17 protein-coding genes and 1 tRNA gene are annotated in these 17,165 nt (G+C 67.4%); 3 read left to right on the forward strand and 15 right to left on the reverse strand.

Annotated elements, in window-relative coordinates; genetic code table 11:
- Window positions 1–12: 12 nt before the first annotated feature.
- The 6 genes from A3M1_RS0122380 to A3M1_RS0122405 all read right to left on the reverse strand — a co-directional run bounded on the left by A3M1_RS0122380 (window position 13) and on the right by A3M1_RS0122405 (window position 5,002).
- Window positions 13–591, reverse strand: a complete 579-nt coding sequence (locus A3M1_RS0122380) for an NADH-quinone oxidoreductase subunit B family protein (RefSeq protein ID WP_018963954.1) — start codon at window positions 589–591, stop codon at window positions 13–15.
- Window positions 582–947: an NADH-quinone oxidoreductase subunit A gene (locus tag A3M1_RS0122385; protein ID WP_018391223.1), complete on the reverse strand. Its 366-nt coding sequence runs from the start codon at window positions 945–947 to the stop codon at window positions 582–584. The genes A3M1_RS0122380 and A3M1_RS0122385 overlap by 10 nt, the downstream gene beginning before the upstream one ends.
- Before the next feature lie 493 nt (window positions 948–1,440).
- The gene (locus A3M1_RS0122390; protein WP_018391224.1) at window positions 1,441–2,859 is read right to left on the reverse strand and encodes a sodium:alanine symporter family protein; all 1,419 of its coding nucleotides are present in this window, start codon (window positions 2,857–2,859) and stop codon (window positions 1,441–1,443) included.
- Between the two features lie 424 nt (window positions 2,860–3,283).
- Entirely contained in the window at window positions 3,284–3,556 is a 273-nt protein-coding gene (locus A3M1_RS0122395; RefSeq protein ID WP_018391225.1) for a hypothetical protein, read from the reverse strand.
- 201 nt (window positions 3,557–3,757) lie between these two features.
- Window positions 3,758–3,834: transfer RNA gene (locus tag A3M1_RS0122400), tRNA-Asp, on the reverse strand.
- Window positions 3,835–3,946: 112 nt separating this feature from the next.
- Window positions 3,947–5,002 (reverse strand): AI-2E family transporter, encoded by a 1,056-nt coding sequence (locus A3M1_RS0122405; protein WP_018963953.1) that lies wholly within the window; start codon window positions 5,000–5,002, stop codon window positions 3,947–3,949.
- Window positions 5,003–5,297: 295 nt separating this feature from the next.
- Between A3M1_RS0122405 and A3M1_RS0122410 the strand changes: the two genes are divergently transcribed.
- Window positions 5,298–6,275, forward strand: coding sequence for an SIS domain-containing protein (locus A3M1_RS0122410; protein WP_245261817.1), 978 nt, complete (start codon window positions 5,298–5,300; stop codon window positions 6,273–6,275).
- A 28-nt stretch (window positions 6,276–6,303) separates the two neighbouring features.
- A complete protein-coding gene (gene kdsA, locus A3M1_RS0122415; RefSeq protein ID WP_018391228.1) occupies window positions 6,304–7,152 on the forward strand; it encodes a 3-deoxy-8-phosphooctulonate synthase in 849 nt (282 codons plus the stop codon).
- Between the two features lie 9 nt (window positions 7,153–7,161).
- Here the strand turns inward: kdsA and A3M1_RS0122420 are convergent, their stop codons facing one another.
- From A3M1_RS0122420 to yajC, 5 genes are read right to left on the reverse strand one after another with little or no spacing between them, the layout of a single operon-like run.
- Window positions 7,162–8,034 carry a phytoene/squalene synthase family protein gene (locus A3M1_RS0122420; protein WP_018391229.1) on the reverse strand — a complete coding sequence of 291 codons (873 nt, stop codon included), beginning with the start codon at window positions 8,032–8,034 and terminating at the stop codon, window positions 7,162–7,164.
- 38 nt (window positions 8,035–8,072) lie between these two features.
- Window positions 8,073–8,450: an Mth938-like domain-containing protein gene (locus A3M1_RS0122425; RefSeq protein WP_018391230.1), complete on the reverse strand. Its 378-nt coding sequence runs from the start codon at window positions 8,448–8,450 to the stop codon at window positions 8,073–8,075.
- Between the two features lie 31 nt (window positions 8,451–8,481).
- A complete protein-coding gene (gene secF, locus A3M1_RS0122430) occupies window positions 8,482–9,447 on the reverse strand; it encodes a protein translocase subunit SecF (RefSeq protein WP_018391231.1) in 966 nt (321 codons plus the stop codon).
- 17 nt (window positions 9,448–9,464) lie between these two features.
- Window positions 9,465–11,063, reverse strand: a complete 1,599-nt coding sequence (secD, locus tag A3M1_RS0122435) for a protein translocase subunit SecD (RefSeq protein WP_018391232.1) — start codon at window positions 11,061–11,063, stop codon at window positions 9,465–9,467.
- Between the two features lie 49 nt (window positions 11,064–11,112).
- Entirely contained in the window at window positions 11,113–11,454 is a 342-nt protein-coding gene (gene yajC / locus A3M1_RS0122440; protein ID WP_018391233.1) for a preprotein translocase subunit YajC, read from the reverse strand.
- 194 nt (window positions 11,455–11,648) lie between these two features.
- On the opposite strand from yajC, the gene A3M1_RS0122445 reads away from it, so the two are divergent.
- Window positions 11,649–12,545 (forward strand): ATP-binding protein, encoded by an 897-nt coding sequence (locus A3M1_RS0122445; protein WP_018391234.1) that lies wholly within the window; start codon window positions 11,649–11,651, stop codon window positions 12,543–12,545.
- Between the two features lie 96 nt (window positions 12,546–12,641).
- On the opposite strand, the gene A3M1_RS0122450 is transcribed toward A3M1_RS0122445, so the two are convergent.
- The 4 genes from A3M1_RS0122450 to serS all read right to left on the reverse strand — a co-directional run bounded on the left by A3M1_RS0122450 (window position 12,642) and on the right by serS (window position 16,995).
- The gene (locus A3M1_RS0122450; protein WP_018391235.1) at window positions 12,642–13,802 is read right to left on the reverse strand and encodes a M23 family metallopeptidase; all 1,161 of its coding nucleotides are present in this window, start codon (window positions 13,800–13,802) and stop codon (window positions 12,642–12,644) included.
- A 183-nt stretch (window positions 13,803–13,985) separates the two neighbouring features.
- Window positions 13,986–14,642: a protein-L-isoaspartate(D-aspartate) O-methyltransferase gene (locus A3M1_RS0122455; protein ID WP_018391236.1), complete on the reverse strand. Its 657-nt coding sequence runs from the start codon at window positions 14,640–14,642 to the stop codon at window positions 13,986–13,988.
- A gap of 41 nt (window positions 14,643–14,683) precedes the next feature.
- Window positions 14,684–15,457, reverse strand: a complete 774-nt coding sequence (gene surE, locus A3M1_RS0122460; protein WP_018391237.1) for a 5'/3'-nucleotidase SurE — start codon at window positions 15,455–15,457, stop codon at window positions 14,684–14,686.
- Between the two features lie 131 nt (window positions 15,458–15,588).
- A complete protein-coding gene (gene serS, locus A3M1_RS0122465; RefSeq protein WP_018391238.1) occupies window positions 15,589–16,995 on the reverse strand; it encodes a serine--tRNA ligase in 1,407 nt (468 codons plus the stop codon).
- Window positions 16,996–17,165: the final 170 nt, after the last annotated feature.

A 17,165-nucleotide genomic window follows, 5' to 3' on the forward strand; every position in this document is an offset into this window, starting at 1 on the left:
CGCCTCGAACCCTCAGCGCTCGATCGTCCCGGTGCGGCGGATCTTCTTCTGCAGCAGCAGCACCCCGTACAGCAGGGCCTCTGCGGTCGGCGGGCAGCCGGGAATATAGATGTCCACCGGCACGATGCGGTCACAGCCGCGCACGACCGAATAGGAATAATGGTAGTAGCCGCCGCCATTGGCGCAGGAGCCCATGGAGATGACGTAGCGCGGCTCCGGCATCTGGTCGTAGACCTTGCGCAGCGCCGGCGCCATTTTGTTGGTCAGCGTGCCGGCCACGATCATGACGTCGGACTGGCGCGGAGAGGCGCGCGGCGCGAAGCCGAAGCGCTCCACGTCGTAGCGCGGCATCGAGGTCTGCATCATCTCGACCGCGCAGCAGGCGAGGCCGAAGGTCATCCACATCAGCGAGCCGGTACGGGCCCAGTTGATGAGGTCATCCGTCGCAGTGACGAGGAAGCCCTTATCGGCGAGCTCGGCGTTCACCTCGACGAAGAACGGATCGGTGGCGCCGACCGGACGGCCGGTATTGGGGTCGATGATACCCTTGGCCGCCGGGGCGACGAGAGGGCTATGCGCGCTCAATCCCATTCGAGCGCTCCCTTCTTCCACTCGTAGACAAAACCGATGGTGAGTACGAAGAGGAACACCATCATGGACCAGAAGCCGAAATTGCCAAGTTCCCCGAATGTGATCGCCCAGGGAAACAGGAAGGCGACTTCCAGATCGAAGATGATGAACAAAATGGCGACCAGATAGAACCGGACGTCGAACTTCATGCGCGCATCGTCGAACGCATTGAAGCCACATTCATAAGCCGACATCTTCTCCGGATCGGGCCGGCTGAAGGCGACAAGAAACGGCGCAACCAGAAGGGCGATGCCGATGAATGCCGACACGCCGATAAAGATCACGACGGGCAGATAATCCTGAAGCAGGCTGCTCATGGATGGGATCCTCCCGGGCCAGGATAGGTCATCTGTCGTGCAATCGCAGTTGCGAAATATTCAAAGCACGCGGCAGGCTTATCGCACCGCCCGAACCGAGGCAAGGGCATCCGCCGGCAATCGCGCAGGTCTGGTATACAGAATTCACACCTTGCGCCGGCCGCTACCGTGCCCCGGCACATCCCCCCGAGAACGCCCGTAAAATCCCGCCAAACAACAGAATTCATCGCTCAATCGGCGGGGTCGCGCGAAGGGTGCCGTGGATACAACGGGCCGGACGGCCCGGATGCCTTCGGTAGCTTGGTACATACGGGCGGGAAGGCCGGCCCGGCGGGCGCGCGAGGGCCCTGCGCCGGAAGCGTCGCGCCGGGGCGGGAGGCGAACGGCGGGCCCTGTCATCGCCTCGCCGCGGGCGCAGGTGGGACAATTCGCCCACATCGAGATGCGCAAGCGCCTGCCGACGGCGGAAGCCGCAGCGGCAGGCGCCCTCGGCTCAGGGCCGGTTCCAGATGTCGGCGTCGATCTGGCCGGCGAGTTCGGGCATGGAGGCGGCGGTGAAGCGCGGCTTCTTTCCGGCCCGCCGCTGCTCCAGATAGTCGCGCGTCAGTCGCGACACGAGCCCGGAGAGCATCACGATGGCGATGAGGTTCACCGTCGCCATCAGCCCCATCGAGGCATCGGCGGCGTTGAACACCGTCGCCACCGATTCGTGCGCGCCCCACACCACCATCACCATGACCGCCAGCCGGAGCACCGCCAGTCCGGCATGGTTGCCGATGCCGAGATAGACCAGCGCACCCTCGGCATAGGAGTAGTTGCCGATGATCGAGGTGAAGGCGAAGAAGAAGATCGCAATGGCGACAAAATAGCTGCCGGCCCAGCCGATATGGTGGGTCATCGCCGCCTGGGTCAGCTGCGTGCCGGTGAGGCCGGAGCCGGGCTCCAGCAGGCCGGACAGCAGGATCAGGAACGCGGTCGCGGTGCAGATGAGGATGGTGTCGATGAACACGCCCAGCGCCTGCACGAAGCCCTGGCTCACCGGGTGATGCGGATCCGGCGTGGCGGCGGCGGCGATGTTCGGCGCCGAGCCCATACCGGCCTCGTTGGAGAACAGACCGCGCTTCACCCCGTTGAGCATCGCCGCCGCGACCGAGCCGGCAACGCCGCCGGCCGCCGGCGCGAAGCCGAAGGCGCTTGCGATGATCAGCGAGAACATCGAGGGCACTTCGCTGATGTTCATCGCCACGGCGAACAGGGCCATGCCGAGATAGCCCGCCGCCATGAAGGGCACGACGATCTCGGCCACCCGGGCGATGGCGGCGATGCCGCCGAAGATGATGATTCCGGTGAGAATCGCGATGACCAGCCCGGTTGCGAGCTTGGGCGCGCCAAAGGCGCCCTCCATGGCATCGGCGATAGAATTGGCTTGCACCGCATTGAAGATGAGGCCGAAGGAGAGGATCAGGCACACCGAGAAGATCGACCCGGCCCACGGCGCCTTGAGGCCCTTAGCCATGTAGAAGGCGGGTCCGCCGCGATAATGGCCGTCCTCGTCCTTGATCTTGTAGAGCTGGGCCAGCGTGCTTTCGGCGAAGGCGGTGGCCATGCCGAGCGAGGCGACCACCCACATCCAGAAGATCGCGCCCGGCCCGCCGAGATAAAGCGCCACCGCCACGCCGGCGATGTTGCCGGTGCCGACGCGCGAGGCGAGGCTGGTGCAGAGCGCCTGGAACGGCGTAATGCCGGCATGATCGGTCTCACTCGATCCAAGGATCGAACGGATCATCTCGGGGAAATGCACGATCTGCAGGAATTTCAGCCGGACGGTGAAATAGATTCCCACCGCCAGCAGGCCGTAAATCAGCACGTAGCCCCAGAAGATGGTGTTCAGGAAGTCGATGATCGTGTCCATGGCCGCCTCTTTGAATCACCATCGGATCTTGGGGCGCGGTCCGATCCGGCTGAACCCGGCGGATCGGACCGCGCCCCATTACGCGGCTACCACGCTACACGAGCGGTCATGTCATTGTCACACAGACAATCGCTGTCCGGCTCTGTGATTTTCGCAAAGACGACGCCCCGGCCCGCGGCGACGCAGCCCCCCCCTTCTGGCGAGAACAGGATTTTCCCGCCACAGCAACGGCCGCAGGAGACAGCGCAGCAGGAATCGGTCAGCGCCAGCGGCGGCTGGATACCGGCCGGTACAGGCCTGTCGATCCGCAGGACCTCGTGCCGCGCGGATGTGCGACCCGGGCAGGGACGCTAGCGGGTAGGTCTCCCCTGCCCTTGCCGGGCGTATCGGCCAATGCGTCGACCAGTGCGTCGGCGATGCCGCGCTATTCCATGATCTGCGGCGTCCCGCAATTGGGCGGCGCGCAATCGGGCAGCTTGATCTCGGCCTCCTTGCCCTCCGGCGGCGGGCCGGGTAGCGGCACCAGCTCGCCAGTCTGCGGCTGCGGCGCATCGGGGCCGAGATTGTTGATGAAGGGGCTGGGCGAGGCCTGCCCCGGCGGCGGGGTCATTCCGTCCTGGGCGAGCGCCGGCAGGGCAGCGCCCGCCAGCAGCAGCACGGAGGCCAGAAGGCTGGCCGACGGGAATGCTCTCTTCATGCGCCCTACCTCGCTCGCAACGCTTGGCGTCGAATCTATCAGCCGAACGGCGTGCATGAAAGCCGGGGCGGCGTCGAAACACGGCGGCGTGCGTCATGGCCCGCGACGGAAGGCGGGCTCAGCGAAGGACCGATTAGAAAAAAGGCGAGACGTGGGTGAGCCGGGCACATTATTCCCGTCCGGCGGGTCCATCGCAAGGGATGGCGGGAGTGACGGGGCTCGAACCCGCGACCTCCGGCGTGACAGGCCGGCGCTCTAACCAACTGAGCTACACCCCCCTGCGCGGGTCGGAAGCACCGGGCCCCGCAGCGAGTGGGCCGGGTGTTAAGGCACGCTCCCGCAGGTGTCAAGCGCAGGAGCGCCCTGCCGGTGAACAGCCTGTGAATAGTCTCACCCCGGCAGCTGCGGTCGGCTTTTCGCCATCAGGCTGTCGCCGAGCGCCATGGCGGCAATGAGCAGCGGAACCGACAGAAAGGTTCCCGCCGGCCCCCACAGCCAGGTCCACAGGGCCATGGACAGGAACACCGCAAAGGGATTGAGCGACACCCGCCGCCCGATGATCAGCGGCGTGAGAAACTGCCCCTCGATGCTGGTGATGACCAAAAACGCCGCCGCTGGCAGCAGGCCCGGCAGCAGGCCCGGAAAGGAGACAATGCCGGCCATGGCGAGAATCAGGGTCGTGATTGCCGGGCCGACATAGGGCACATAGTTGAGCACGCCCGCCAGCACGCCCCAGAGCAGGGGATTGGGCAGGCCAAGCGCCCAGGTCATCAGGACGGTGGCGAGGCCGAGGCCGATATTGATGAAGGTGGCGGTCACCAGATAGGCACCCAGCCTTTCCTCGATCTCGCGAAAAACCCGCAATGCCGCCAGCCGCGTCTTGCGCGGCGTCATCACCTGCACCACCCGGCGCTTGATCTGCACCCGGCCGGCGAGAAAAAACAGCAACGAGCCGAGAAAGAGGATCAGCTGGCCAATCACGGGCGTCACCAGCGCCACCACGCTGCCCAGCATTTGCGAATCGGCCACCTCCACCACCATGGGCGGCTCGGCCACCCGGCCGATCGACTGGATCGATTCGAACACCGAGGCAAAGGTCTGCATCGCCGGCTTCAGCGAGGCGAATCGCTCGCGCAGCGTTTCGCCGATCTCCGGCGCCCGCGCCGTCCAGTCGGCGAGCGGCGCGGCCATCGCCGCCGCAAGTCCATAGATTAGCGCGGCGACGCCGACGACCATGAGCAGCGAGCCGAGCCAGGTCGGCACGCCCCTTCGCGACAGCCCCTCAATCGCCGGCCCGATCACGCTGCCGATGATGACGGCGGCGACGATGGGAACCAGCACCGGGCGCGCGGCAACCAGGGCCGCCCCGACCACCACCACCGCGACCGCGACCATGGCGACCTGCGAGAGCCGTCGCCACAGCCACTCATCGCGCTTCTCCGGCACCGTAGATCCTGCGGAGCCCCCTGTGCCGCTGGCGATGTCGCGCCCCATATCCATCACTCTGCCCTCTGGTCGCGACCATCCGCGCCACCCAACGTGCAGGTGGTATCGACGGTTCCGTGCATCGGCCGCGCGTCCTCGGCGGGCTCCTCCATTGCATCGCGGGCGTTTGGCGCTTATTGACGCGCTGCGTGGCGCTGTAGGGCGGCCGGGCGCAGCGCGCCCCGGCAGCCATGAGCAAGGGAGCATCACCTTGGGCACCGCCCAGCCTCAGACAAACTCCGCCGTAGCCACACCCGTGCGGGACGACCGACTGCGCGAGCGGGTGCTGCGCACCCTGGCGATCGAAGCCAAGGGCCTGGCCGCGCTCTGCGCCGCGATCGAGGTTGAACTCGGCGACGCGGTGGAAGCCGCCATCGGGCTCATCGAGGGCGCACGCGGCCGCGTCATCGTCACCGGCATGGGCAAAAGCGGCCATATCGGGCGCAAGCTCGCCGCCACCCTCGCCTCCACAGGCACGCCGGCCCTGTTCCTGCACGCCGCCGAAGCCAGCCATGGCGACCTCGGCATGGTGACGCCGGACGATGTGCTGCTGGCGATTTCCTGGTCGGGCGAGACCGCCGAACTCGGCGATATCGTGCATTATGCCCGCCGCTTCGCCGTGCCACTGGTCGCCATCACCTCCAGCGCCGCGAGCACGCTCGGCCGCGCCGCCAATGTGGCGCTGGTGCTGCCGCGCGTCGAGGAGGCCTGCCCGAACGGGCTCGCCCCCACCACCTCCACCCTGATGCAGCTCGCCATTGGCGACGCGCTCGCCGTGGCGCTGCTGGAGCGGCGAGGCTTCTCGGCCTCCGACTTCCGCGTGTTCCACCCCGGGGGCAAGCTGGGCGCGCGCCTGCTGAAGGTGGCCGACATCATGCACCAGGAGGCGGAAATGCCGCTGGTGCGGCTCGGCACGCCGATGAGCGAGGCGCTGATCGAGATAACCGGCAAGCGATTCGGCTGCTGCGGCGTCGTCGACGGCGCCGGCTGCCTCGCCGGCATCGTCACCGATGGCGACCTGCGTCGCCATATGAGCAGCCAGTTGCTTGCCACGCCGGTGGAGAAGGTGATGACCTCCTCACCCTTCGTGATCGACCCGCTGGAACTCGCCAGCGCCGCGCTGGGGCTGATGAACCGGCGCCCGGTCCCCATCACCGTCGTCTTCGCGGTGACGGAGGGCAAGCCGGTCGGCATCATCCATATTCACGACATACTGCGCGCCGGCGTCGTCTGACCCCCGCGCCCCACCCGAGGAACATCTCATGAGCGGCTCAGGCGCTAATTCCGTGGTTTCGATCGGCAATGTGCGCTTCGGCAATGACCTGCCGCTGGCGCTGATCGCCGGCCCCTGCCAGATGGAAAGCCGCGACCACGCGCTCGAATGCGCCGCCGCGATCAAGGAGATCGCCACCCGGCTCAATGTCGGCGTGGTGTTCAAGGCCTCTTTCGACAAGGCGAATCGGACCTCGATCAAGGGTGCGCGCGGCATGGGCCTTTCCGCCGCCCTCCCCGTCTTCGCCGAGATCCGCGAGCGCTACGGCATGCCGGTGCTGACCGATGTGCACGAGAATGACCAGTGCGCGCCGGTCGGCGAGGTGGTCGACGTCCTGCAGATCCCCGCCTTCCTCTGCCGCCAAACCGACCTTCTCATCGCCGCTGCCGCTACCGGGCGGGTCGTCAATGTGAAGAAGGGGCAGTTCCTCGCCCCCTGGGACATGAAGAACGTTGTCGCCAAGCTGATCGAGGGCGGCAATCCGAACGTGCTGGTGACGGAGCGGGGCGTTTCCTTCGGCTACAACACCCTTGTCACCGACATGCGGGCGCTGCCGATCATGGCGGAGACGACAGGCGCGCCGGTCATTTTCGATGCCACTCATTCGGTGCAGCAGCCCGGCGGACAGGGCACCTCCTCCGGCGGACAGCGCGAATTCGTGCCGGTGCTGGCGCGGGCGGCGGTGGCGGTCGGCGTCGCCGGCGTGTTCATCGAGACCCATCCCGATCCCGACAAGGCCCCGTCCGACGGCCCCAACATGGTGCCGCTGAACCAGTTCGAGGCCCTTGTCGCCCGGCTCCAGGCCTTTGACCGGATCGCCAAGGACCGCGCCGGCTGAACCGGCGCCTCAGCGGGCCTTCACGGCCTTTCTGAGCGCACCGGCCCCGCGCCAGAGCCGCCACAGGCGCGCGAGCGCGGGCGCCGCCGGGACGGCCGCGAACGGGTCGTGCGGGCGTTCCATGGCGTCGAGATCGCCGGGCACCAGCATCAAGGGCAGGAAGGCCGGCAATTCGGCCGGGTTCACCCCGGCCAGCGCCGTCATCGCCGCCCCATAATGCCGGCGGGCCAGCACCCGCAATATGGCGAGCACCTCCATGAGCGCCGGGCTCGCCTGCCCCGACACCGCGTCCTCGCGCGTCAGCTTGTGCGCGGTCAGCAGATCGAGCGGGAGATAGCACTGGCCGCGCCGGGCATGGACAGGAAAGGCCCGCAGCAGCCCCGTGACCGCATAGGCCACCCCGGCATGCCCGGCCGCCTCGGCAGAGGCCGTGCCCGCCTCCGGCGCCAGCACCAGCGTGGCGAGGCGGATCAGCGCCGAGGAGGTCTCGCCGGCATAGCCCTCCAGATCGTTCACCGTCGGCATCGCGTCGTCATAGAGATCGAACTGCCGGGCTTCCAGCAGCGCCTCAAGGCTGGCGCGCGGCAGCCGGTACGTCTCGATCGCCGCGAGCAGCGCCGCCGCCACCGGGTTGGCCTGCACATCGCCGCGCGCGCCGCCAGCCAGCGCCTCGCGCCACCAGTGCAGCCGCACCTCACCGGCCAGCGGATTGGTGATCGCCTCGCGCACCCGCGACACCTCGACATTGAAGGCATGCAGGGCAAACAGCGCGCCGCGCGGCCCGGCGGGCGCGAACAGGTCGGCGACATAGCGGTCGCGGTCGAGATCGCGCACCAGCGCCGCGCAATAGTCCGTGTCCGTGGTCAGGCTTGGCCGGCTCATGTCTGCGGTCCGGAAGTTGGGCGACGGGCGGCGCGGCGTCAGGGCAGCGCGAGCAGCGCGGCGGCGACCGCGCGGCCTTCCGCCAGAAGCACATTATAGGTCGAGGCGGCCGACCGGGTAGGCAGGGTATCGACCGCGATACCGGCATCGCGCAACTGCCAGCGCAGGGCGTCGGGAAGCGGCCAGGGGTCCGGCCCGGTGCCAATCAGCAGGAGTTCGATGCCGGCGGCCTCGGCGAGAACCCGCGCAAGCGCACCCGCATCGATCTCACCCGGAACACGCGGCGGCCAGGCGTGGATGCCGGAGGGCAGCGCCAGGATGGAACCGGCCGACGCCATGCCGGCGAAGTGGAACGCGCCGCGCGCATAGCCGTCGATCGGAACCTGAGTGGGAAGGTGGGCGTCCGGCGTCGCCATCAGCCCCTCCCCCGTTTACGCTCTCCCGCGCTCACGGCGCGAGACGTTCCGCCTTGGAATTGGCGCTCTTGGCTTCCTTCTCCGCCTTCTCCGCCATCGCCCGGGTCGAGACGCCGAGATAGATCAGCAGCGGCGAAGCGATGAAGATCGAGGTATAGGTGCCGACGAGCACCACGCCGAACATCATCGTCACAGAGAAGGAGTGGATCGCCCGGCCGCCGAACAGCACCAGCGCCAGCAGCGCCAGCGTCACCGTCACATGGGTGATGACCGAGCGCGACAGGGTGGAGTTGATCGAGGCGTTCAGCAGCTCTTCCGTCGGCATCTTCTTGTAGCGCCGCAGCATTTCGCGGATGCGGTCATAGATGACGATGGTGTCGTTCAGCGAGTAGCCCAGAATGGTGAGCAGGGCGGCGACGCTGGTCAGGTCGAAGTCGATCTGGAAGATCGCCATGAACCCGATGGTGAGCACGATATCGTGGAAGTTGGCGATCGAGGCGCCGAGCGCGAACTGCCATTCGAAGCGGAACCAGAGATAGATGAGGATACAGACGACCGCCATCATCAGCCCGACAATGCCGTAGCTGAGCAGTTCCTGCGAGACGCGCGGACCAACCACCTCGATGCGGCGGTACTCGACCCCCTCGCCGAGCGCCGCGCGCACCTTGCCGACCACCACCTGCTGGGCCTGCTCGCCACCCGGCTGCTGGGCGACGCGGATCAGCACCTCGCCGTCGCCGCCGATCTCCTGGATCTGCACCTCGCCAAGGTCGAGCGACTCAAGGCGCGAGCGGACATCGGCGATGTTCAGCGTGTTGTTGGCGTAGCGCACTTCAAGCAGCGTGCCGCCCTTGAAGTCGATGCCGAAATTCAGACCCATGGTGAAGAACGCCACCAGCGCCACGATCGACAGCAGGGCCGAGATCGGAAAGCTGATCCGCCGGAAGCGGATGAAGTCGAAATTCGTGTCGTCCGGTACGATGCGGAGCAGACGCATGGAAATGCTCGCCTTTCTTAGATCGGCACGCGCTGGGGGCGCCGCCAGCGCACCCACAGCGCCACCATAAGGCGGGTCAGCGTGAAGGCGGTGAAGACGGTGGTCATGATGCCGATGCCGAAGGTGATGGCGAAGCCACGCACCGGGCCGGAACCGACATAGAACAGCACCGCCGCCGCGATGAAGGTGGTGATGTTGGAATCGAGGATCGTCGCCAGGGCGCGCGTGAATCCGGCGTCGATCGCCGAAATGGCCGACCGCCCTGCCCTCGCCTCCTCGCGGATGCGTTCATAGATCAGAACGTTGGAATCCACCGCGATGCCGACCGTGAGCACCACGCCGGCGATGCCGGGAAGCGTCAGCGTCGCCCCGAGCATGGCCAGGAGGCCGAAGATCATGCCGACATTGATCGCGACGGCGATATTGGCGATGACGCCGAACAGGCCGTAGGTCGCCACCATGAACAACGCGACGAGCGTCGCGCCGACGATGGAGGCGATGAGGCCGGCCCGGATCGAATCCGCGCCGAGGCCCGGCCCGACCGTGCGCTCTTCCACCACCTGCAGCGGCACTGGCAGGGCGCCGGCCCGCAGCAGGATGGCGAGGTCGTTCGCTTCCTGCACGGTGAAATTGCCGCTGATCTGGCCGGAGCCACCGAGGATCGGCTCGCGTATGACAGGCGCCGAGATGACGTGGTTGTCGAGGATGATGGCGAAGGGCCGGCCGACATTGGCCTGCGTCGCCTCGGCGAAGCGACGGGCGCCATTGGTGTTGAAGCGGAAGGTGACCACCGGCTCGCGCGTCGTCGGGTCGAAGCCCGGCTGCGCGTCGGTGAGGTCTTCGCCGGCGACCAGCACGCGCTGCTCGATCAGATAGGGAACCGGCGGGTTGTCCTGCGAGGTGAGAACATCCGTTCCGGCCGGCGCACGGCCCTGCAGCGCCTGCTGCGGGCTCATCGTGTTGTCGACAAGGCGGAAGGTCAGCTGCGCGGTCTGGCCGAGAAGGGCCTTGAGCCGCGAGGGGTCCTGCAGGCCCGGCACCTGCACCTGGATCCGGTCGGCGCCCTGGCGCTGGATCGACGGCTCGGTGGTGCCGAGCTGGTCGATACGCTTGCGGATGATCTCGATCGACTGCGACACCGCCTGGATGGTGCGGGCCTGGACGCCGGCCGAGGTCGGCGCCAGTGCGATGGTGTTGCCATCGCGCGAGACATCGGTGTCGAGCTGTCCGGCGCTCGCCATCGCGCCGCCGATCGGCAGCGCCAGCGTGCGCAGCTGGGTCAGCGCCGCCTCGACATCCTGGCCGTCGCGGATCCGCACCTCGACCGCCTCGCCCTGGATGGCGAGGCCGGTGTAACCGATCTTGGCATCGCGCAGCACGCGGCGTGCGTCGTCGCGCAGCTGCTCAAGGCGGATCTTGCGCACGGATTGGGCGTCGACCTGCAGGACGATGTAGGACCCGCCCTGAAGGTCGAGGCCCAGCACGATCTTGCGCTGGAGGAAGCTGGGCAGGCTGTCATAGGCGGATTGCGACAGCAGGCTGGGCACGGCCATCAAACAGATGATGGCCGAGACCGCCAGGATCGCGAACGCCTTCCATTTCGAGAAGTAAAGCATGGGGTTCCTTCCGGCCGCCCTAGCGGTTACGGCCGCAAGAGGTCAGCGCTCAGGACTCGGTATCTTCCTTGGCCGGCTCGCCCTTGGCGCGAACCTCGGAGATCATGCCGCGCAGCTGGCGGATCTTCACGCCCTCCGACACCTGCAGCTCGATCTCGCTGTCGTCGATCACCCGCGCGACCTTGCCGATCAGCCCGCCCGAGGTGACGACGGTGTCGCCGCGACGGACACTCTTCACCATTTCCTGGTGCGCCTTCACCTTCTTCTGCTGCGGGCGCAGAATCAGGAAATACATGATCACGAAGATCAGCACGAAAGGCAGCAGCGACATCAGCATGTCGGTACCGCCGCCCATGGGGGCGGCCTGCGCATAGGCGGGCGTAATCAACATGTCGGTTCCTTGTCCGTCGATCGAAGGCGGGCGAAAGGCCCGGCGAAGCGGCGCGGACTATACTGACGCTCCCGCCGAATGCAAACGCCGTCGGCCGGAGCGGGGTCACAGGCGCGCTATGGCGTACCGAGCGTTACGGTTCCGCTTGTCCCGCGCCGCCGCAATGGCTATTCCCGCAGGCGGAGGAGCCCATCATGACCCACTCACCGGCCGATCTCGGCGCCGTACTCACCCGCATCGCCGACGCGCTCGAACGCCTTGCCCCCGCCCGCGCAGCCACCGCCGACTTCACGCAGGCCGACGCTTTCATCTGGCATGCAGACGAGCGCCGGCTCGAAGCCGTGCCGCGTGTCAGCCGGGTCGAGATGGAGCTTCTCAAGGGCATTGAGCGCACCCGCGACCTGTTGATGGACAACACGCTGCGCTTCGCCCGCGACCTTCCGGCCAATAACGCCCTGCTGTGGGGCGCGCGTGGCATGGGCAAGAGTTCGCTGGTCAAGGCCGCCCATGCCTCGGTCAACGCCGAGATGGCGCGCGAAGGCAAGCCGCCGCTCAAGCTGGTGGAGATTCACCGCGAGGACATCGAGACGCTGCCGGCGCTGATGAGCCTGGTGCGGCCGGCCCCGTTCCGATTCGTCATCTTCTGCGACGACCTGTCCTTCGACGCCGACGACACTTCCTACAAGTCGCTGAAGGCGGTACTGGAGGGCGGCATCGAGGGACGCCCGGAGAATGTGATCTTCTACGCCACCTCCAACCGCCGCCACATATTGGCGCGCGAAATGGTGGAGAACGAGCGTTCGACCGCGATCAATCCCGGCGAGGCGGTGGAGGAGAAGGTCTCGCTCTCCGACCGGTTCGGCCTGTGGCTGGGCTTCCACAAATGCAGCCAGGACGATTATCTCGCGATGATCGACAGCTACATCGCCCACTTCGCCATTCCCATCGCGCCGGAGACGCTGCGGCAGGAAGCGCTGGAATGGTCGACCACGCGCGGGGCGCGTTCGGGCCGCACGGCGTGGCAATATGTGCAGGATGTCGCGGGGCGGCTTGGCGTGTCCTTGTCGGAACCGCCGGCCGCCCCGCGCTGACCGGCGCCAAGGTCCTAACGTCGCGCCGGATGGGTGAGGCGGAGCGCATGGCTCCGCCTAAGGGGGTAACGGTTCCCGCCTAGGGGAGTGCGGCGGTCAGAGACCGGCGAGATATTGCGAGGGGTCGACCGGCTGCGAGCCCTTGCGGATCTCGAAATGCAGCTGCGGCGAGGTGACATTGCCGGTCTGGCCGGCCTTGGCGATCACCTGGCCGCGCTTGACGGTGTCGCCCTTCTTCACATCCAGCGCGCTGTTATTGGCATAGGCCGTGACCCAGCCATCGGCGTGCTTGATGAGGACCAGGTTGCCATAGCCCTTCAGCTCGCTGCCGGCATAGGCGACGACGCCGTCTTCAGCGGCCTTCACCGAAGTGCCTTCCGGCACCGAGATGTTGATGCCCTCATTCTGCTGGCCGCCGGGCTTGGGCCCGAAGCCCGAGATGACGCGCCCGCGCACCGGCCAGCGGAACTGCGGGCCTGCGGCAGCGGTGCGGATCTCGTCCGGCGTCTCGGAAGGCTTGACGGCGGCGATGGTCTGCGGCTTCGGCGCCGCGGTCGCCTGGGCGACCGGCGCGACAGCCGGTGTTGCGGGCGCGGTGGCGACCACCGGGGTCGGCTTCGGCGCCACCGGGGTGGCGATTGCCGGCTTGGGCGCAGCGGCGATCACCGCCCCGCCAGCGGAACCGGGAATGGTCAGCTTCTGGCCGATCCGCACCATGGTGTTGAAGTCGATGCCGTTGGCATTCGCCAGTTCGGTGCGCGTCAGCCCGTAATTGCGGGCGATCGAGCTCAGCGTCTCGCCCGGCGCCACCACATGAGAGCCGCCGGCGGCAGCAACCTGCGGGGCGGGCGTGCGCACCGGGGCGGCGGCAACGGGCGCCTGCAGCGGCTGCGGCTGGCTGCCATAGAGCGGCTGGGTACCGCCATAGCCGGCCTGCGGCGCGGCCGGCGGCGTGTAGGTGGGAGCGGCGGAAAGCTGGGTCGGGGCGCCATAAGGAGCGCTCGCCACCGGCGTGCCATAGGGAGCGGGGGCTCCATAGGGGGCCGGCGTGCCGTAGGGGGCGGGCGAGGCGCTGGCGACTGGCTGGCCGATCGGCGCCAGCGGCACGCCACCCGTCGACGATCCGCCCATCGGCGCGCTCTGCACCGCGCCCGTCGGGGCGGCGGCAACCGAGCCGGTATAGGTCGGCGACGATGCGAAGGGATTTGAGTTGGGATTGCTGCTGAACCGGGCGGAATCGGCGCTGCACGCGGCCATTCCCCCCGCCGTCAGAACGACGAAGGAAATCCGCATGAGGGGACCGCTACCGGACGCCGTCAGAAATTTACGCATCGCACCCCACCCGAACGCTGGACTCGTGGAGATTAATGCGTCGTACAGGTAAACAGCCGCTTAAGCCGGGCCCGACACGTCAGGAAAAATGGCGGATTCCCGGCATTCTCAGAGCACTACCGCGACACCGGGCAACATCGGAACGAACCGCACCAGCCCGAGTTCGCGCGTCTCCAGCCCCTGCAATCCGCGGCGGTAGCGCATGAGAAACTGCGTGCCCTCGGGCGGCCCGACCGGGGCGACGAGTATGCCGCCCATCGCCAGTTGCTCGAAAAGCGCCGGCGGCACCTCCTCCACCGCGGCGGTGAGCAGGATGCGGTCGAAGGGGGCGCTCTGGGGGGCGCCGTCCCGCCCATCGGCGACCAGCACCTCGACATTGGCGATGCCGAGCGAGGCGAGCCGGCGAGCCGCCGAGTCCGCCAGCGTGCGGAAGCGCTCCAGCGTCACCACATGGCCGGCGATGCTGGCGAGGATGGCGGTCTGGTAGCCCGAGCCGGTGCCCACCTCCAGCACGCTGTGCGAGGGGCCGAGTTCCAGCGCCTCGGTCATCAGCGCCACCACGGTGGGCTGGCTGATGGTCTGGCCGCAATCGATCGGCAGAGCGAGGTCCTGCCAGGCGATGGGACGGAAGGCCGGCTCGACGAAGCGCTCGCGCGGCACCTGCTCCATGGCGCGCATCACCTGCCGCTCGCGCAGCCCGCGCTTGCGCAGCGCCAGCAGCAATTCGGCGCGCTGCAGATCCTCGCTCTTGTCGGCGCCGCTCACGGGCGACCTCCCTGCCCCGTCCGGAACGGCGGGCCCATGCCTCAGCGCGGCTTAGCCGCGAAAACCTGCGCGAGCCTCGTCATCATCGGCTCGTCGGTCATGTCGAGACGCAGCGGCGTGACTGAAATGCAGCCCTCGTCGAGCGCGTGCAGATCCGAACCATTCACCGTCTCGAAGATACGCTTTTCAAAGGCGATCCAGTAATAGGGATTTCCGCGCCCGTCCGCCCGCTCGTCAATGCGCAGCAAATCCTGGTCTCGCCGGCCCTGCGCGGTCACGGCGATGCCGCGCACCTCGTTCACCGGGCGGTTGGGGAAGTTCACATTCACCACGATGCCGGGCGGAATGCCCTCCTCCAGCAGGGTGCGGATCACCTGCGGGCCCCAATGCTCGGCGACATCATAGGGCGGCGCCTTCTTGGTCTCGAAACCATAGGCCTGCGAAAGCGCGACCGAGGGGATGCCGAGCACCGTGCCTTCCATGGCGCCGGCCACCGTGCCGGAATAGCCGACATCCTCGGCCACGTTCTGGCCGCGATTGACGCCTGACAGCACAAGGTCGGGCTTGTGGTCGGCGAGAATGTGCCGCACCGCCATGATGACGCAATCGGTCGGCGTGCCCTTCAGGGCGAAGCGCTTTTCCTCAACCTGCCGTAGCCGCAGCGGATCGGACAGCGAGAGCGAATGAGACACGCCGGACTGGTCCGTTTCCGGCGCCACCACCCACACATCGTCGGACAGCGCACGCGCGATGCGGACGCACGCCTCCAGCCCCGGCGCGTGGATGCCGTCGTCATTCGTCACCAGGATGCGCATCTGTCCTCGCTTTTAAGTTCGACGTCATCCCGGCCGAAGCGCAGCGCAGAGCCGGGATCGTCCTCCGGCTTGCCCCCGATCCCGGATATCGCCTGACGGCGATTCCGGGATGACGCTGCGTGCGACCGGGCTCAGTTCTTCTCGATCCGCGTCAGCCCGCCCATATAGGGCACCAGCACGTCAGGCACCGTGACCGAGCCGTCCTCGTTCTGGTAATTCTCCAGGATCGCCACCATCGCCCGGCCGACCGCGACGCCCGAGCCGTTGAGCGTGTGCAGATAGCGCGGCGCCTTGGCGCCGGCCGGGCGGTAGCGCGCATTCATCCGCCGCGCCTGGAAATCGGTGCAGGTGGAGCAGGAGGAAATCTCGCGGAAGGCGTTCTGCCCCGGCAGCCAGACCTCGATGTCATAGGTCTTGGCCGAGGCGAAGCCCATGTCGCCGGTGCACAGCGTCATCACCCGGAAATGCAGGCCGAGCTTCTTCAGCACCGCCTGCGCGCAGGCCAGCATGCGCTCATGTTCGTCCGCCGACTGTTCCGGCGTGGTGATGGAGACCATCTCCACCTTGTTGAACTGGTGCTGGCGGATCATCCCGCGCGTATCGCGCCCCGCCGACCCCGCCTCGGCGCGGAAGCAGGGGGTGAGCGCGGTGAAGCGCAGCGGCAGTTCTTCCTCGGAGAGTATGGACTGGGCGACGAGATTGGTCAGCGGGACTTCCGCTGTGGGGATGAGCCAATGCGTGCCCCCTGCCAAATTCTCGAATTGCTTGGCTTCCGAGACGATGTCGCTCTCAGCTTCACCCTGTCGCCCAAGGTCGCCAGCGTATCCAAAGGCGTGCTCTCGACCCAGCACAGTACCAACAAGGAACTGATCGTCCTTGAACTTTGGCAGCTGTGCCGTGCCGAACATCGCCGCGTCGTTCACCAGAATGGGCGGCGCGACTTCCATGTAGCCGTGTTCTTCGGTGTGGGTGTCGATGAAGAACTGGCCGATGGCGCGCTCCAGACGCGCCAGCTTGTTCTTCAGCACGACGAAACGCGCGCCGGAGAGTTTGGCCGCCGCCTCGAAATCCATCTGGCCGAGGCCTTCGCCGATCTCGAAATGCTGCTTGGCGACAAAGGGAAAGCCGATTTTCTGGCCGACCAGCGCGATCTCGACATTGCCGTGCTCGTCGGCGCCTTCCGGCACCTCGGCCAGCGGCGCGTTGGGGATGGCGGCGAGGCGGCTGTGCAGCTCACCCTCGGCCGCCTTCACCTGCTCTTCCAGCGCCGGAATATCGGTCTTCAGCGCCCCGACCTCGGCCATCAGCGCCTCGGCGCGGTCGTTCTCGCCGGCCTTCTTGGCGGCGCCGATCTCCTTCGAGGCGGCGTTGCGGCGGGCCTGCAGCTCTTCCAGCTTGACGATGCCGGCGCGGCGGGTCTCGTCGAGGGCGATCAGCCCGTCGACCAGCGCCGTCGCCTCCTCGGAGGCCGTCCCGCGCCGCACCAGCGCGTTGATGAGCCCGTTCGGCTCCTCGCGGATCCACTTGATGTCGTGCATGGCAGTCTCGCCTTCAAACGCGCCGCTCCCGGCCTCGCGCCGGGACTGCAGGGACGTAGCCAATCGGGACGGCGGGGACAAGTGCGGGCCCGCGCGAAAGCGCGTGCGGGCGTATGCGTGCTTCGAGGCTCGCTTCGCTCGAACCTCAGCATGACGGCAGCCTGTTCCGC

It is taken from the genome of Ancylobacter sp. FA202 (assembly GCF_000380205.1).
Lineage (GTDB): Bacteria > Pseudomonadota > Alphaproteobacteria > Rhizobiales > Xanthobacteraceae > Ancylobacter.

Coding starts and splice junctions, on each gene's coding strand:
- A3M1_RS0122380 (WP_018963954.1), bottom strand. CDS start 591: ATGGGATTGAGCGCGCATAGCCCTCTCGTCGCCCCGGCGGCCAAGGGT.
- A3M1_RS0122385 (WP_018391223.1), bottom strand. CDS start 947: ATGAGCAGCCTGCTTCAGGATTATCTGCCCGTCGTGATCTTTATCGGC.
- A3M1_RS0122390 (WP_018391224.1), bottom strand. CDS start 2,859: ATGGACACGATCATCGACTTCCTGAACACCATCTTCTGGGGCTACGTG.
- A3M1_RS0122395 (WP_018391225.1), bottom strand. CDS start 3,556: ATGAAGAGAGCATTCCCGTCGGCCAGCCTTCTGGCCTCCGTGCTGCTG.
- kdsA (WP_018391228.1), top strand. CDS start 6,304: ATGAGCGGCTCAGGCGCTAATTCCGTGGTTTCGATCGGCAATGTGCGC.
- A3M1_RS0122420 (WP_018391229.1), bottom strand. CDS start 8,034: ATGAGCCGGCCAAGCCTGACCACGGACACGGACTATTGCGCGGCGCTG.
- A3M1_RS0122425 (WP_018391230.1), bottom strand. CDS start 8,450: ATGGCGACGCCGGACGCCCACCTTCCCACTCAGGTTCCGATCGACGGC.
- secF (WP_018391231.1), bottom strand. CDS start 9,447: ATGCGTCTGCTCCGCATCGTACCGGACGACACGAATTTCGACTTCATC.
- secD (WP_018391232.1), bottom strand. CDS start 11,063: ATGCTTTACTTCTCGAAATGGAAGGCGTTCGCGATCCTGGCGGTCTCG.
- yajC (WP_018391233.1), bottom strand. CDS start 11,454: ATGTTGATTACGCCCGCCTATGCGCAGGCCGCCCCCATGGGCGGCGGT.
- A3M1_RS0122445 (WP_018391234.1), top strand. CDS start 11,649: ATGACCCACTCACCGGCCGATCTCGGCGCCGTACTCACCCGCATCGCC.
- A3M1_RS0122450 (WP_018391235.1), bottom strand. CDS start 13,802: ATGGCCGCGTGCAGCGCCGATTCCGCCCGGTTCAGCAGCAATCCCAAC.
- surE (WP_018391237.1), bottom strand. CDS start 15,457: ATGCGCATCCTGGTGACGAATGACGACGGCATCCACGCGCCGGGGCTG.
- serS (WP_018391238.1), bottom strand. CDS start 16,995: ATGCACGACATCAAGTGGATCCGCGAGGAGCCGAACGGGCTCATCAAC.